At 38.8% G+C, this 14,318-nt stretch carries 13 protein-coding genes; 7 read left to right on the top strand and 6 right to left on the bottom strand.

Going from position 1 to position 14,318, the window contains the following annotated elements:
- Positions 1–66: 66 nt before the first annotated feature.
- A complete protein-coding gene (locus AA650_RS19460; RefSeq protein ID WP_053540294.1) occupies positions 67–777 on the bottom strand; it encodes a hypothetical protein in 711 nt (236 codons plus the stop codon).
- Positions 778–941: 164 nt separating this feature from the next.
- Here AA650_RS19460 and AA650_RS19455 point away from each other — a divergent pair, with 164 nt between their 5' ends.
- Positions 942–2,420: a site-2 protease family protein gene (locus AA650_RS19455; RefSeq protein WP_053540293.1), complete on the top strand. Its 1,479-nt coding sequence runs from the start codon at positions 942–944 to the stop codon at positions 2,418–2,420.
- A gap of 335 nt (positions 2,421–2,755) precedes the next feature.
- Here the strand turns inward: AA650_RS19455 and AA650_RS19450 are convergent, their stop codons facing one another.
- Together AA650_RS19450 and AA650_RS19445 are read right to left on the bottom strand one after the other, a co-directional pair.
- The gene (locus tag AA650_RS19450; protein WP_039200243.1) at positions 2,756–3,322 is read right to left on the bottom strand and encodes a phycobiliprotein lyase; all 567 of its coding nucleotides are present in this window, start codon (positions 3,320–3,322) and stop codon (positions 2,756–2,758) included.
- A gap of 233 nt (positions 3,323–3,555) precedes the next feature.
- Positions 3,556–4,236 carry a HEAT repeat domain-containing protein gene (locus tag AA650_RS19445; RefSeq protein ID WP_039200245.1) on the bottom strand — a complete coding sequence of 227 codons (681 nt, stop codon included), beginning with the start codon at positions 4,234–4,236 and terminating at the stop codon, positions 3,556–3,558.
- Between the two features lie 297 nt (positions 4,237–4,533).
- Between AA650_RS19445 and AA650_RS19440 the strand changes: the two genes are divergently transcribed.
- The gene (locus AA650_RS19440) at positions 4,534–5,085 is read left to right on the top strand and encodes a YciE/YciF ferroxidase family protein (RefSeq protein WP_053540292.1); all 552 of its coding nucleotides are present in this window, start codon (positions 4,534–4,536) and stop codon (positions 5,083–5,085) included.
- A gap of 243 nt (positions 5,086–5,328) precedes the next feature.
- Here the strand turns inward: AA650_RS19440 and AA650_RS19435 are convergent, their stop codons facing one another.
- Positions 5,329–5,988, bottom strand: a complete 660-nt coding sequence (locus AA650_RS19435) for a fasciclin domain-containing protein (RefSeq protein WP_053540291.1) — start codon at positions 5,986–5,988, stop codon at positions 5,329–5,331.
- Positions 5,989–6,723: 735 nt separating this feature from the next.
- Between AA650_RS19435 and AA650_RS19430 the strand changes: the two genes are divergently transcribed.
- The 4 genes from AA650_RS19430 (at position 6,724) to AA650_RS19415 (ending at position 12,455) form a co-directional block, all read left to right on the top strand.
- Positions 6,724–7,518 (top strand): glutathione S-transferase family protein, encoded by a 795-nt coding sequence (locus AA650_RS19430; protein ID WP_053540290.1) that lies wholly within the window; start codon positions 6,724–6,726, stop codon positions 7,516–7,518.
- Between the two features lie 134 nt (positions 7,519–7,652).
- A complete protein-coding gene (locus AA650_RS19425) occupies positions 7,653–9,383 on the top strand; it encodes a helicase HerA domain-containing protein (protein ID WP_039199949.1) in 1,731 nt (576 codons plus the stop codon).
- A 952-nt stretch (positions 9,384–10,335) separates the two neighbouring features.
- The gene (locus tag AA650_RS19420; protein WP_039199951.1) at positions 10,336–11,319 is read left to right on the top strand and encodes an RNA polymerase sigma factor, RpoD/SigA family; all 984 of its coding nucleotides are present in this window, start codon (positions 10,336–10,338) and stop codon (positions 11,317–11,319) included.
- Between the two features lie 437 nt (positions 11,320–11,756).
- Positions 11,757–12,455 carry a hypothetical protein gene (locus AA650_RS19415; protein WP_053540289.1) on the top strand — a complete coding sequence of 233 codons (699 nt, stop codon included), beginning with the start codon at positions 11,757–11,759 and terminating at the stop codon, positions 12,453–12,455.
- A gap of 216 nt (positions 12,456–12,671) precedes the next feature.
- On the opposite strand, the gene cobO is transcribed toward AA650_RS19415, so the two are convergent.
- Both cobO and AA650_RS19405 read right to left on the bottom strand, forming a co-directional pair.
- Entirely contained in the window at positions 12,672–13,358 is a 687-nt protein-coding gene (gene cobO, locus AA650_RS19410; RefSeq protein WP_053540288.1) for a cob(I)yrinic acid a,c-diamide adenosyltransferase, read from the bottom strand.
- Between the two features lie 454 nt (positions 13,359–13,812).
- The gene (locus tag AA650_RS19405; protein ID WP_053540287.1) at positions 13,813–14,172 is read right to left on the bottom strand and encodes a DUF433 domain-containing protein; all 360 of its coding nucleotides are present in this window, start codon (positions 14,170–14,172) and stop codon (positions 13,813–13,815) included.
- Positions 14,173–14,191: 19 nt separating this feature from the next.
- On the opposite strand from AA650_RS19405, the gene AA650_RS29150 reads away from it, so the two are divergent.
- A complete protein-coding gene (locus tag AA650_RS29150; RefSeq protein ID WP_257720878.1) occupies positions 14,192–14,314 on the top strand; it encodes a hypothetical protein in 123 nt (40 codons plus the stop codon).
- Positions 14,315–14,318: the final 4 nt, after the last annotated feature.

Raw genomic sequence — 14,318 nt, 5'->3', positions numbered from 1 at the left:
AATTGGTAATTGGTAATTGGTAGGAATTTCTTTCCCTATTCCCTATTCCCTATTCCCTCTTAACTGTCACCTGTCACCTAAATTCAAGTTGGTGATTTTTTGGTAAGCTTGGTCTATACAGGATTTACCTCTAAGGTAGCCTGTATTAGCGCCAGGGCATAAATAAGTTAAAGTTTGTGGTGTGAAGCGATCGCTTAATAACTTAACGCTTTTAAGTTGTCGTAGCCAATGAAAAGTTTTAGAAGTGCGTAGTGGCATAGGTTCACCATGCTGGTTAGGAAGTAAATGCCGCCCCGAAAATAACACGCCATCAAATTCACGATAATATAAACAAGAAGAGCCTGGAGAATGGCCTGGTGTCCAAATTATTTGCGTTGTGGCATTGAGAGTGAACTCATCAGTAAAAGTGGTGACAGTTGAACCGGGCAATAAATAGGCTTCTTGTTCTTGGATGAGAATTTCGCAATTTAAGATTTGCTGATATTCTGCGGCTTTACCAATAGCACCACGATGACTGATAAAAAACCACCGAATTCCCCCATGTAAGGACAAAAAATCCTGGTTTATTTGTTCTAAAGCTGGGCAATCTATGAGAATATTTCCTTCATTGCCGATAATGAAGTAAGATGTCCCTCCTAAAGTGTCCCGATTAGGTGGAAAGGCAAAAATACTGTTATTCGTAAAAATCAGAGGATTTTCTGGCGTTGACAGGCTTTTTGTCAAGATAGAACGTGGTGGTTTAGTCTTGTAACTCGACTGCTGGGGAAAAGAAGACATAAATGAAAAAACTCAAACTGAGGAGTGGTGAACAATCAGGTTACAGTGTATTCACCATGACTGTGAACTGTGATTGAAAAATTAAGGCGTGCAGTCTTGCTTATAATTAAAATCTGTAGCAAAAATTACAGGTAAGGCATTTTATTAAACATAGTGAAAATAATATGGCATTTTGGTTTCTCCTCCTTCTGGGGTCATTGACTTATTTAATGATGCAACAGAGCGTTGCACGGGCTACAAGAACCCCTGTATGGTTATTGTGGTTGGTTTTAATGACACCTGCATTTGTATTGACTGGTTGGACGCTGATATATGGTCCTAAACAAGCTCCCCCATCAGCACTCATTCTTTGGGTATCGGGAGGTTGTTTATTATTATATTGGGTATTGTTTAATCGGGGTCGGCAATTACCCGTAAATCCAGAAAATCAATCTCCAGAAAATCTATCACCATCCAATAATACTCCTCCTGTAGAAACAGCACCTGTCCGTCCCATAGACTTAGCAGAAGAAAGCCGACTGCGAAACTGCTTTCCTTGGTCTGTCTATTATGTGCAAAATATTGAGTATCGTCCCCAAGCAGTAATTTGTCGGGGACAGTTGCGAACTATGGCTAGTGCGGCTTATGAGCAAATTAAAACTAATATTGAAGGACAATTTGGCGATCGCTTTTTAGTCATATTTCAAGAAGGGATGAATGATAAACCCTTCTTTGTATTAGTTCCCAATCCTCAAGCAGTTAAACCAAATAACCAACAAGACGCAGAAAAAATTTCCGAACCAGTCTTAGCATTACTATTGTTAGTAGCAACTTTATTCAGCACCACTTTTATCGGCTTGAAAATTGCGGGTTTTAATATCACCCAACTAGAATCTGATTTCACATTATTTTTTCAGGGTTTACCCTATGCTTTGGGCTTAATAACTATCTTAGGAACTCACGAACTAGGTCATTATCTAACAGCGAAATTCTACAAAATTCGCACCACATTACCCTATTTTATTCCTATACCTTTTTTCTTAGGCACATTTGGTGCTTTTATTAAAATCCAGAGTCCCATACCTCACCGCAAAGCGTTATTTGATGTGAGTATTGCTGGTCCATTGGCAGGATTTATTATGACTATACCTTTATTAATTTGGGGTTTAGCTCATTCAGAAATAGTAGCTTTACCCGAAAAAACCGGACTTTTAAACCCCAATGCACTCAATCCTAAATATTCGATTCTATTAGCTTTACTCTCAAAGTTGGCTTTAGGAAGTGAATTAACTGCAAAATCTGCCATTGATTTACATCCAGTTGCAGTTGCAGGTTTCTTAGGATTAATTGTCACCGCATTAAATTTGATGCCTGTGGGACAATTAGATGGTGGTCACATTGTTCATGCTATGTTTGGACAACGAACTGCTGTGATTATTGGTCAAGTTGCCAGATTATTATTACTAATGCTTTCGTTTATCCGAGAAGAATTTTTATTTTGGGCAATTATTTTATTATTTGTTCCCTTAGTTGACGAACCTGCTTTAAACGATGTCACGGAATTAGATAATAAACGTGATTTTATGGGATTAATATCAATGGCTTTGTTACTGTTGATTGTTTTACCATTACCCAAAGTTTTAGCTAATTTGTTGCATATATAAATGTAATTAAGAGGCAAGAGGCAAGAGGCAAGAGGCAAGAGTGAAGAGTGAAGAGTGAAGAGTGAAGAGTGAAGAGTGAAGAGTGAAGAGGGTTTGGGCGATTTTACATTTCTTTACACAGTTTGGTTTTATTGTGTTGACCTACTTAATTACCAATGACCCATTACCAACCTCAATATTGTAAGTAATTGGACAAAAATATTTACAGTCATTGCGAGCGAAGGGAAGCAATCACAACCCTTGGAATTGCTTCATTTCACTTCGTTCCATATGGCTAACGCCACGTAACGCTTACGCAATGACATTGTGTAATTAATTCTGTCTCACTACTTAGTCTAGGATTTTTGTGAATTAGCGGCTTCAGTAGCCTTTTTAGAAGCATCTGTGCTACCCATACGGATTTCAGAAGTGAAGGAAGCCATACTAAAGCCACCAAAACGCTTTAGCACACTTACTCGCATCCGTAAATTAGGACTGGCAAACCATAGTCTTTCTTCAGACCACATGGTTTCATACTCAGTAATTAGAGTTAAAGCACCATCGTCACCGATTTTATAGCTACCAGCAACGGGGGCTTTTTCGGCATAACCCATTTCTCGGAGTAATTTACCTTCATCTGGGTTATCTGTATTGGGGACTGTGACTAAAACAGTCGAACCCTGATGTTTTTCTTCATCCCATTCCATTGTGCCATTCCAGATAACTCGCGCCCCACAGGAAGCCGTATTTGGCGCAATTTCATACTGTTCACACAGTTTAATTACTTCTGGATGATCAGCGGCTAACATCTCAATTACAATGTCTGATTTGCCGTCTTCTGACTGCTTGAACGCTAAATGGTGACTGGTGCGATGGGAAAACCACTTTCCAGCACTTAATTCAAAAAATTCTTCAATGTTCATAAATAAAGTTGTCCTGCATCACAATTTTAACAATGCCTTTTATTATAAGAGACCCGCGTCTTTAGACCGGGAAGTGTCAATAAAAACTAGGAGGCGACTTTAAGTAGGTGAACACAATAAAACCAAACTGTGTAAAGAAATGTAAAATCGCCCAAACCCTCTTCACTCTTGCCTCTTGCCTCTTGCCTTTTGCCTTGCCATAACGACAATTTTCAACACCAACCTACTTAAGTTCAACTCAGGTTGTTGGTTTCTTCAAGTCTTTGTAGAGAAATCCTGGCTGCTTCAGCAACGTTTTTATGACTATCTTTTTCTAGATATTTTAAGGCGGAGACACTTTTAGGAGTCGGTAAATTGCCTAAAGCCTCAGCTAGTCGTTGTCGCACTAACCAATCCTCTGATTGGGCAAAACGGAGAATATGTGTGACAGAATTTATATCGCGGATTTCTCCCAAAGCTGAAATAGCCGCTTGTTGGATGACTATTTCTTCGCTATTTAACGCTTGGATGAGAATATCATGGGCGCGAGGGTCTTTGATATTACCTAAAGATACGGCAGCACTAAATCGCACTAGCCAGTCCGTATCTTCATAAAATGCCCGTGATAGCACTTCTAAGGCTCTATTATCTTCTAGATACCCCAATGCACCGGCAGCATCAGCGCGGATGCCATAATCTGGATCTGTTTCTAAAATTTTCACGAGAATAGAATAGCACTCTGGGGTTTTTTTGATTCCTAGAGCGAATATTGCCATTGAGCGCAGTTGCAGGGATTCATCATCTAGAACCTTTTTAATTAAAGGGACTGCATCATCGGCAGATATGTGACGCAAACTAGCAAGAGCTACCATGCGATCGCGCAAATTTGGACTTTCTAACTGAGTCGCAATTACTTCTAAACTTGGAGCAGCCATTTATTTGACAGCAATTTCTTAATTTATCTTTACTTTAACGTAATTGGGGCAGTCTAAACTATGATTCTTGTGATTCTGATGATTTGGATGATTTTGGCGATGAAAACCCCATTAATCATCTAAATCAAAGAGATCACACAAATCATAGTTCAGACTTTGGTATGATATCGTCACTTAAATAACAGTAAAACTTCACACCTATACTGTGTCTTTAGCAAGAGGAGAATAGATCGGAATAGACGTAGGGTTAATGGAACGACTGTTAAAGACAGCGAAATTACCATTAGGAGAATGATCATGGTTTTAGTTAGCGATCGCCCGGGTACGAAAAAAATCACCAGCTTACAACAGCAGCTTATTTATGAAATGAACATCATGTTCGATGCTGAAAATCATTTCTTAGAAGCCCAGCAAATGATGTGGCAATGTTGTCAAAACAGTAAATTGAAAGCTGTAATTGAGCCACATATTCCAGAAACCGAACAGCATATCGAAAACCTGAAACAGGTTTTATCTATTTTAGGAGAGCAACCACAGCGAATTACCTGTGATCTTGCGGCTGGTTTAATTAGTGAAGGTCAAAAATTCGTCCTTTTAGCTGCCGATAATCCCAAAATTATAGACTTAGGATTGGCGGAATGGCATAGTAAAATTGAACAATTGGAAATAGCTTGTTATCGTAGTTTAATTAAGGTAGCGGAACAAATGGGACAAAACCAAGTTGTCCAGTTGTTAGAACAAAACCTACACCAAGAAGAACAGACAGCACAAAAGCTGGAACAGTTGATGATGCAGTTAGTTCAAGAAGCAAAGCAAACTGAAGCTAAGGCTACTGCTAAGGCTCGTTAGTATGATTGGTATGTTCTAAAAAACCCAGTTCATACTGAGTGTTTTTGGATATTATAATCCCCGATTTTTCATGCTTCGGGGATTTTAATTTGCGAATTTTGGCGTTGCTGAATTGAGGTATGAAATTCCCAAATTGAACCTTTAAAACTCAAACCTCAGTGCGTCTTTGCGCCTTTGCGTGAGACTAGAATTCATACCCTTAATCAGCAACGCCCGAATTTTCATCACTCAAATCTCAAAAATCTATAAATCAGGAGGCAGAATTACGTTATCAATTGCATGAACAACACCGTTACTACCTTGGATATCTGCCTGAGTTACTTTGGCATCATTTACAGTTACACCTGTAACTGGGTCAACTTTAACATTAATAGCACCCCCTTCTACGGTTTTCACTTCCCCAGATTTTAAGTCAGTGGAGAGGACCTTACCAGATACTACATGATAAGTTAATATCTTGACCAATACTTCCTTATTTTCTGGCTTCAATAAATCCTTTAATGCGTCCGCTGGTAGTTTTGCAAATGCTGCGTCTGTAGGAGCAAAAATGGTAAAAAGACCTTTTCCTTGTAAGGTTTCTGTAAGTCCCGCTGCTTTTAAAGCTTTAGCGAGAGTTTTAAAAGATTCATTCTTCTCAAGCAAAGTCACTAAATTCACTGATGTTGACTGGGTGGGTTTGCTAACTGGTGTAGTGGGGACTTCCCTTACTGGCTGGTTGGGTTCGGCGACCGGTGCGGTTTCACTAGGTTTGCTACCACGATTGTAAGGTGGTTCATTGAAAATATTTGGTCTGGGATTGCGGACTTCTTTGGCTGGAGATGGGATAGTAGTTAAAAGAGCGATACTCATTAATCCCATAATTGCTGTGATTTTGGGCAATAATTTGCTGTAATTAGCGTTCATAAATTTTGTTTATCTTGATTGCATACAAGTTATACCAAGATTTATCACATTTTGCCAACCAAAAAGGTTCTTGACTCAGGAACAAGATTTTTCGCAAAAATTGAGGTAAGGTGATCAAAGAATCTAGAAATCAGTGGTCAGGAGTAGGAATATTTATAATATCTAAGAGTTTGTTTGAAAAGTATTAGATGAAACCTATCCCCCCTTCCCTACCTCTCCCTAACTCTCTTCTAAGAGGCTATCGTGTACACACAAGTTAAATTACCCCCCTTAATCCCCCCGATGCTTTGGGGGGAAACCGGAAAAATTAGTTCCCTCCCCAAAGCATCGGGGAGGGTTAGGGTGGGGTAATTTGAGGAATAATGGTGATTTGATAACTTGTGTGTAGACCGTAGCTCCTAAGAGGAGAGGGAAAAGGAATAACATTTAATACTGGAGAGGTTTACCAGAGGGATTTATTTATACATTAAAAACTTTTCAAACATCCTCTAACAAGTTCAACACTTTTATGCTATTTTATGCTATGAACTATTGGGAAAATTTTAAGTATCTCGAACAGTGCTAAATCAATTTATGTCCATAAAAATCCGAACCCGATTGTTGCACAAATTCGAGTGATTTCCAACTTGATGGGCAACAACTTAACCCAGAAAATGGTAAATTTACAGGAAAAATGCTAAGAATTAAAGATACAATTATAAAACTAACGACTAAACAAGTTGCCGAATATACAATATGCTAGAACTATATCAGTGGGAACTATCTCAATTTTCCGAAAAAGTTCGTCTAATCCTAGATTATAAAGGACTAGAGTATCGCAAAATCGAAGTTGCACCAGGAATTGGCCAGTTAGAATTATTTCGTTTAACTGGACAAAAGCAAGTTCCAGTGTTAAAAGATGGCAATAGATATATTGCTGATTCTACAGAAATCGCTAAATATTTAGATTCAGAATACCCAGATTATCCCCTGATACCGATAGATCCCAAAAAACGCGCTTTGACTTTATTATTGGAAGATTGGGCTGATGAATCTATAGGTGTTAAAGGTAGAAAGGTTCTATTTGCAGCTATTAGTCAAGATCAGAGTTTTCGTAAGTCGTTGTTACCAGTTTCTACTCCAGATATTCTTAGAAGTGTTGTGGAAGGTGTTCCTAGTGATTTTCTGTCAGCACTGGGTTTTGGTGTCGGTTTTACCCCAGATGTGGTAAATGCGGCTGTTACTAGCTTAAAACAAGATTTGGATATTATTACCCAATTATTAGTGGGTAGTCCTTATTTAACAGGTGATGAACCAACTTTAGCTGATTTAACAGTTGCTAGTTTATCCATGCTTTTGAAGTTTCCTGATGGTGCTTATTTGGATTTACCTGTATCTCTCAGAGGGAAAGGGTTGTCGAGTATAGCCAATAATCCTGATTATGAAGCATTTTTCGCTTGGCGCGATCGCATCTACTCTCAATTTAGAAAACCATTACCAGGAATCACACCACCCGTAGGAAATTCACCCACAAGTATTCAAATTGATTAGGCAAGAGGCAATAGGCAAGAGGCAATAGGCAATAGGCAATAGGCAATAGGCAAGAAAAATATCAATATTTCCTGTTCCCTGTTCCCTGTTCCCTGTTCCCTGCTATAACAACGAACAACGAACAACAAACAAAAATGAATTTGGGATTACCATTAGGTTCTGTTATTGAAGGTTCTCTAACTGGGGGTTTGGAGGTCAGATTACACCCAGATATTTCTGTCGAAGATATGCGGGTAGGTAAATTTCTCGTGGTACAAGGGATGCGATCGCGCTTTTTCTGTATGCTAACAGATGTATCCTTGGGTATGGCGAATGACCGCATTACAGCTAGTCCTCCCAATTGGGAAGATAGCTTTCTGCGTGAAGTATTAGCAGGTAGCGGTACTTATGGGATGATCAACCTAGCACCCATGTTGATGTTTACCCCTGAATCTCCAGAATCTGGCTTTTCTAACAATGGTAAATCCCCTAATTCTTTTATCCCATCGTCCACTGGTTTAGCATCCTTTCAACCCCAAACCAGTACGACGATGGAATTATTACCTGTGAAAACTATTCCTAGTCACTTTAGCCAAGTTTACGAAGCCAATGAGGAGGACTTCCGCAAAGTGTTTGGCTGGGAAGATGACCCTCATCGTAACAACTTTTCTATCGGTAAACCCTTAGATATGGATGTGCCGATTTGCATTGATTTAAACCGCTTTGTGGAACGGAGTAATGGGATTTTTGGTAAATCGGGGACTGGGAAATCTTTCCTGACACGGTTAATTTTAGCTGGGGTTATTCGTAAAAATGCGGCTGTTAACTTGATTTTTGATATGCACTCAGAATATGGTTGGGAAGCAGTCGCAGAAGGAAAGAACGTTAATACTGTAAAAGGTTTAAAACAACTATTTCCCGGACAAGTTGAAGTTTACACACTTGATCCAGATTCAACTAAACGGCGAGGTGTAAGAGACGCACAAGAACTATATCTAAGCTATGAACAGGTTGAAGTTGAAGATATTAAACTATGTAATCGTGATTTAGGACTTTCAGAAGCGGCTTTAGATAATGCTAATATCCTCTTTACAGAGTTGGGTAAATCGTGGATTATTCAATTACTAAATATGAGTAATGAAGATATTGAGATGTTTTGTGACGAAAAACGCGGACACAAAGGCTCAATTATGGCATTACAGCGGAAACTTTTTCGCTTAGATAGTTTAAAATATATGCGAAGTGCTTGTCCGCAAAATTATATTAAAAATATCGTCCAATCTTTAGAAGCTGGAAAAAACGTAGTTATCGAATTTGGTTCCCAGTCCAATATGCTCTCATATATGCTGGTGACGAATATGATTACCAGACGGATACATGAGCATTATGTCAAAAAAGCTGATAAATTTCTCCAAAGTAAAAATCCTTTGGATCGGCCGACACCATTAATGATTACAATAGAGGAAGCACACCGCTTTCTTGACCCAGGAGTGGTACAAAGTACAATTTTTGGAACTATTGCTAGAGAACTACGAAAATATTTTGTCACGCTTTTGGTAGTTGATCAACGTCCATCAGGGATAGATAATGAAGTCATGTCTCAGATTGGGACTCGAATCACCGCTTTGCTGAATGACGAAAAAGATATTGATGCTATTTTTACAGGTGTATCTGGTGCGGGTGGTTTACGCTCAGTCTTAGCTAAGTTGGACTCTAAACAACAAGCTTTAATTTTAGGTCATGCTGTTCCTATGCCAGTAGTCGTGCGGACTCGTCCCTATGATTCTACCTTTTATTCCGAAATTGGTGCGATCGCTTGGGAAGAAAAAACAGATGAGGAAGTATTCACCGCTGCTGAACTAGCAAAAGCAGATTTAGGTTTTTAGTAGTTTCAAGTCAATAACAGACAACAGACAACAGACAACAGACAACAGACAACAGACAACGGACAACGGACAACTAACAATTTCGTAACATCCCTCCATTATCCAAGTAGCTCAAGTTCGGTTATCCGGCTAATCAAAAGCAACTTTAGAGGGGTTTTCGCGTCACTATGGATATGCGAACACAGTTTTTGGAAGTTAAAAAAAAAATAGTTTCCATAATCATCAACTTTTTGGCTTGATTACTAGAGTATTTATTATCTGGGAACTTTACTATTGACTCTGTTTGTCGTAACATAAAACCAATGTAAACTCATACTGACTCCGGTTTCAAAACGACTACTAGATAACTTAAACAAAAGAATTCTAGCCACCAACCCAATGTATTTCTGCTAAAACTCCAAAATCAAAATTATAGAGAGGGTAAGGAGACATATTTTTAGACTAACAACATCTTCATAAGAACACCCGGTAAGTGGGAAACGAGCGCGTCTTTAGACCTGAGAGGGAAACGACACGAGCGGTTTTAACCGCTGTGGATATTAAAATTGAAACCAGATTTTTGATTGGAATCTGGAAACCAACTCCCATTTCTGGGGTAATGTTAGCTTCGACCTGTTATAAGAGCTTGTTAGGCTTGCAACACTGTTCCAGTGACCTTAGAACTGTTTAATCACAAGCGACAGAGCAGGGAACTAGCTTCGCATTCCGGGGTGTCGTGACTCAAATAACGGCTACCATGAGAGTAAACTCAGGGTGGTCTGGTCAGTACGGCTTGCTTGATTACTCTTGCAAGCCCAGTCCCTTTAGGGCTGGGTTACTGACAAAGGTTGGATCAATATCAATCATGCTTGATGGTAGCTTTTCATATCCAGTGATGTATATTGTAAGCTTACGAATTGCCTTTGTTAAAAAAATATTGATTATGTTTAAGGAGTAGAGGATAAAAGCACCAATGCCTACAGTTAAAAATCATACAGAGAATGTCAATGCCAAATTTACCGCTGATATGGTCAGAACCTATCTGCGAGAAATTGGTCGTGTACCTTTGTTAAGCCGTGAACAAGAGATTATCTACGGTAAACAAGTACAGCAGATGATGGCGCTGCTAGAAGCTAAAGAAGCTTTGAGGAAGGAAATTGATCATGAACCTAGTTTATCAGAATGGGCTGCCCGTGTTAATCAATCAGAAACAGAAATAAATCATCTGATGGTACAAGGTAAGCGAGCCAAGCAAAAAATGATTGAGGCTAATTTACGCTTGGTTGTAGCTATTGCAAAAAAATATCAAAAGCGAAATATGGAATTTCTGGATTTAATCCAGGAAGGTACTTTGGGATTAGAACGGGGTGTGGAGAAATTTGATCCTATGCGGGGTTATAAGTTCTCAACCTATGCCTACTGGTGGATTCGTCAGGCAATTACCAGAGCGATCGCCCAACAAGGTCGAACCATTCGCCTACCAATCCATATTACCGAAAAATTGAACAAAATTAAAAAAGTTCAACGGGAGTTAGCACAAAAGCTAGGAAGATCACCCTCACCGACAGAAATCGCCAAAGAACTGGAGTTAGAACCGGCTCAGATTCGTGAATATCTGAATATGGCGCGTCAACCAGTCTCTTTAGATGTGCGCGTCGGTGAAAACCAAGATACCGAATTACAAGAAATGTTGGAAGATGACGGTCCTTCCCCTGAGTATTACACTACTCAAGAGTTTCTACGTCAAGACTTGAATAATTTACTTGCAGAACTCACACCCCAACAGCGTCAAGTTGTCGCCTTACGCTTTGGTTTAGAAGATGGAAATGAAATGTCCTTGGCGAAAGTTGGTGAACGGTTGAACCTCAGTCGGGAACGAGTCCGCCAGTTAGAGCATCAAGCCCTTGCACATTTACGTCGCCGTCGAGCTAATGTCAAAGAATACGTTGCCAGCTGAAACAGTATACACGCAACAGCGTATTTTGAAGTATTTCTCTTGGTGATGCGCCTCCTGAGTTCAAAACAGGGGGCGATTTTTTTTTGAAGAAATAGAAAAGGTTCTGCAAATTTCTGATTTATTTTGCGAAATCTGTAGATGGGAAGTTGTATCTACTGGCAGATCAATACAAGAATTAAACATTGAAACAGGCTGAGAATTTTCAATCTCGATTTTACATCCCTCCGGTGGAGGATTTTATGAACTGATGGATAAATTTATTAACTAATGATAATCTGAGATTATTCCCCAAATTTACATAAATGGTGAGTTTTTGCTGAATTTAAAATTAAATATATAGATAAAACTTTTGAGGGAATCGTCAGTAATGAGTATTCAGTTATTATGGCAAAAATCCAGGAAAGAACAATAGTTAGCTTTATTACAGGAGAAATCCGATGCTTAATCATATTTCCAAATTAATGACTTCTAGCCAATTTAAATTTCCCATTGTTGGACTAATTGTTTCGGTTGGTATTTTGGGTATTAGTTATTCTAGTCAACAACATTACAAACTCCTCTCATCAACGGCCTTAACTACTAATTATGTAGTACCCATAAATCAAAGACAGATTAACTTTGATCCTGCTGTGATTAAAGAGGAAGCTATGCAAAAATCACCAGTGAATATTTCTAATCAGATATCTACTGATAAGTTAACAGAAAATATCACAGCATTATCTACAAATACGAGAGAATTGGGGAGAAAAGGACAAATCCAATTTCCCGAACAAGATGGGACTTATCTTTATGGACAATCATCCACACCAAATGAATTAGGACAAGGTTACATTCTCTTTCAAAAACAACAAAGTAAAATTATTGGTGCTTTGTATGTTCCTCACTCTGAATTTAGTTGTTTTCAAGGAACTTTAGCTAAGTCAGGAGAATTAGCAATGACAGTGAAAAGTTCTCCCGGTGAAGTTGGTGTAATGGAGGTTTCTACAGCAAGTACGATCCCTAAAGTTAATGAAAATGAGTTCACAACTTATCCTTATTCAGTAACATTACAAGACTATCATCAGTTGAGTTCTGTAAGTTCTAATGATAGGGAAATTTTGCAGATATGCCAACAAGGAAGCGATGGTTTTAAATAAGTAGGTGGACGTAAATAATTGTCCTTGGGATATAGCATTTTTTAGTGAGGTACAAGAACCCCAACCCCCTCCCCGCAAGCGAGGAGGAGGCTATAAATATACTCGATATGATTAGGAAATGCTATAAAGCAGGGAGAAATAAGTTAATGACCAATGACCAACGACCAATGACCAATGACCAATGACCAATAACTAATGACCAATGACCAATTTGAATTAATACTCAATTCCTGCTTGAGCTTTCACCCCTTGATCCTTAAAAGGATGCTTAACTAATGTCATTTCAGTGACTAAATCGGCTTTTTCAATTAATGCCGGTGGTGCGCCTCTTCCCGTGAGAATTACGTGCTTGTCTGCTGGTTTTTGAGCTAAACCTGCTAATACTTCTTCAACCTGTAAATAACCCAGTTTCAGAGCAATATTAATTTCATCGAGGAGAACTAATTTAAAGTCTGGGTTGTTGATAAATTCTAGGGATTTTTCCCAAGCAGCAGCAGCTTTATCAAGATCACGATCACGATCTTGAGTTTCCCATGTAAAGCCTTCTCCCATTGCATGAAATTCGAGTTGGTTTTCCCAGTGGCTAAAAGCACGTTTTTCTGCTGGTTCCCATGCGCCTTTGATGAATTGCACTATGGCTACTTTATGTCCATGTCCGAGCGATCGCAAAACCATTCCCAAAGCCGCAGTAGTTTTACCCTTACCATGACCAGTATTGACGATAATTAAGCCTTTTTCCGGTATGGCTTTAGCTATGCGTTGATCTTGGACTTCTTTCCGTCGCTGCATTTTTTGACGGTATTTTTCATCAGTTTGGGATGTTGATATTACCTCATCAATTAACCGGGAAATCTCTTGATCTGCTGAATCTGGATGTAATTCTTCTGGTGTGTCGCTTTTCATAAATCCTGTTGATAAATAACTGTTAAGACTAAGAACATGAAGTATAATTTTTCTGCTTCGACAAATTCATTAGTTATGATAGACCAGAAATCACATAAATTATGTTAGCTGTGATCTTAATAAAAAGTAGAAATATCTGTGAGGGTTGGCATCGGTTTCCGAGTTAATCCTCTGGGATAATCTTATTGTAAACCAAAAAGAGCGATCGCATTTTTCGACGCAGAGTAACGCTAAGTCGATCTTTTTAAGCTTTTACTCTGCTTATATTTTATATCTCAATCGGACCAACATTAAAACAAAGTTCTAATTGCTGATACTTTTAACCGAGACATTCCCCGATATCTGAGATATCGTGAATGTCCAGTACAACATCACCAACTGAGTTGGTAAAGGTGGTTACGTCGCAACAATCCCCTCACAATAGTATTATCAAAATTCTCATCAGCCAGCAGTTTCAACATACTTCCCGTTCTGCTTTCCGCACCAACAATCTATCACGCAACCCTTGGGAATCAAATCTGGCCTCATTTATTTTACGAATTTCCTGTGCTTGTTGCTGTCTTTGCTGTAAATACACTTCCACTTCTTGTTGATGATTGAGATAGAAGGCAATGGTAGCATAAATATCAGCAAGTTTAAGGGATGGATAACGATAAGCAATTTCTTCTGCTGTTGTTCCTTGTTTAAAAACAGCAATTACCGTATCGAGTGTTACACGAGTTTTACCTATCCTAATCACACCATCAGTGGTAAATTCCAATGGTGCAGGTTCGGATGCGATTCCTTCAGAGAGACTCACTAACGCTTGTGCCATAATTAATAACAAGTTAGTTATGTTTAATAATAGCAAATATTGGTTGAGATATACCTTTGGATTTGCTCAAATAGAAATAGAAAATTGGATGACTTCCGAAGTATTATCTTCAGCATTGCCGCTAATTTATATAGCTGCATAACATT

Origin of the sequence: Anabaena sp. WA102, assembly GCF_001277295.1 — a bacterium.
GTDB lineage: Bacteria > Cyanobacteriota > Cyanobacteriia > Cyanobacteriales > Nostocaceae > Dolichospermum > Dolichospermum heterosporum.
Note: the sequence above shows the minus strand (reverse complement) of the source record. Positions and strands in the feature narration are given on the sequence as shown.

Bases quoted from the DNA above. Each gene is read 5' to 3' on its own strand.
- AA650_RS19435 (WP_053540291.1), bottom strand. From the start codon at position 5,988: ATGAACGCTAATTACAGCAAATTATTGCCCAAAATCACAGCAATTATG.
- AA650_RS19405 (WP_053540287.1), bottom strand. From the start codon at position 14,172: ATGGCACAAGCGTTAGTGAGTCTCTCTGAAGGAATCGCATCCGAACCT.
- AA650_RS19440 (WP_053540292.1), top strand. From the start codon at position 4,534: ATGGTTTTAGTTAGCGATCGCCCGGGTACGAAAAAAATCACCAGCTTA.
- AA650_RS29150 (WP_257720878.1), top strand. From the start codon at position 14,192: ATGTTTAATAATAGCAAATATTGGTTGAGATATACCTTTGGATTTGCT.
- AA650_RS19425 (WP_039199949.1), top strand. From the start codon at position 7,653: ATGAATTTGGGATTACCATTAGGTTCTGTTATTGAAGGTTCTCTAACT.
- AA650_RS19420 (WP_039199951.1), top strand. From the start codon at position 10,336: ATGCCTACAGTTAAAAATCATACAGAGAATGTCAATGCCAAATTTACC.
- AA650_RS19450 (WP_039200243.1), bottom strand. From the start codon at position 3,322: ATGAACATTGAAGAATTTTTTGAATTAAGTGCTGGAAAGTGGTTTTCC.
- AA650_RS19460 (WP_053540294.1), bottom strand. From the start codon at position 777: ATGTCTTCTTTTCCCCAGCAGTCGAGTTACAAGACTAAACCACCACGT.
- AA650_RS19415 (WP_053540289.1), top strand. From the start codon at position 11,757: ATGCTTAATCATATTTCCAAATTAATGACTTCTAGCCAATTTAAATTT.
- AA650_RS19455 (WP_053540293.1), top strand. From the start codon at position 942: ATGGCATTTTGGTTTCTCCTCCTTCTGGGGTCATTGACTTATTTAATG.
- AA650_RS19445 (WP_039200245.1), bottom strand. From the start codon at position 4,236: ATGGCTGCTCCAAGTTTAGAAGTAATTGCGACTCAGTTAGAAAGTCCA.
- cobO (WP_053540288.1), bottom strand. From the start codon at position 13,358: ATGAAAAGCGACACACCAGAAGAATTACATCCAGATTCAGCAGATCAA.
- AA650_RS19430 (WP_053540290.1), top strand. From the start codon at position 6,724: ATGCTAGAACTATATCAGTGGGAACTATCTCAATTTTCCGAAAAAGTT.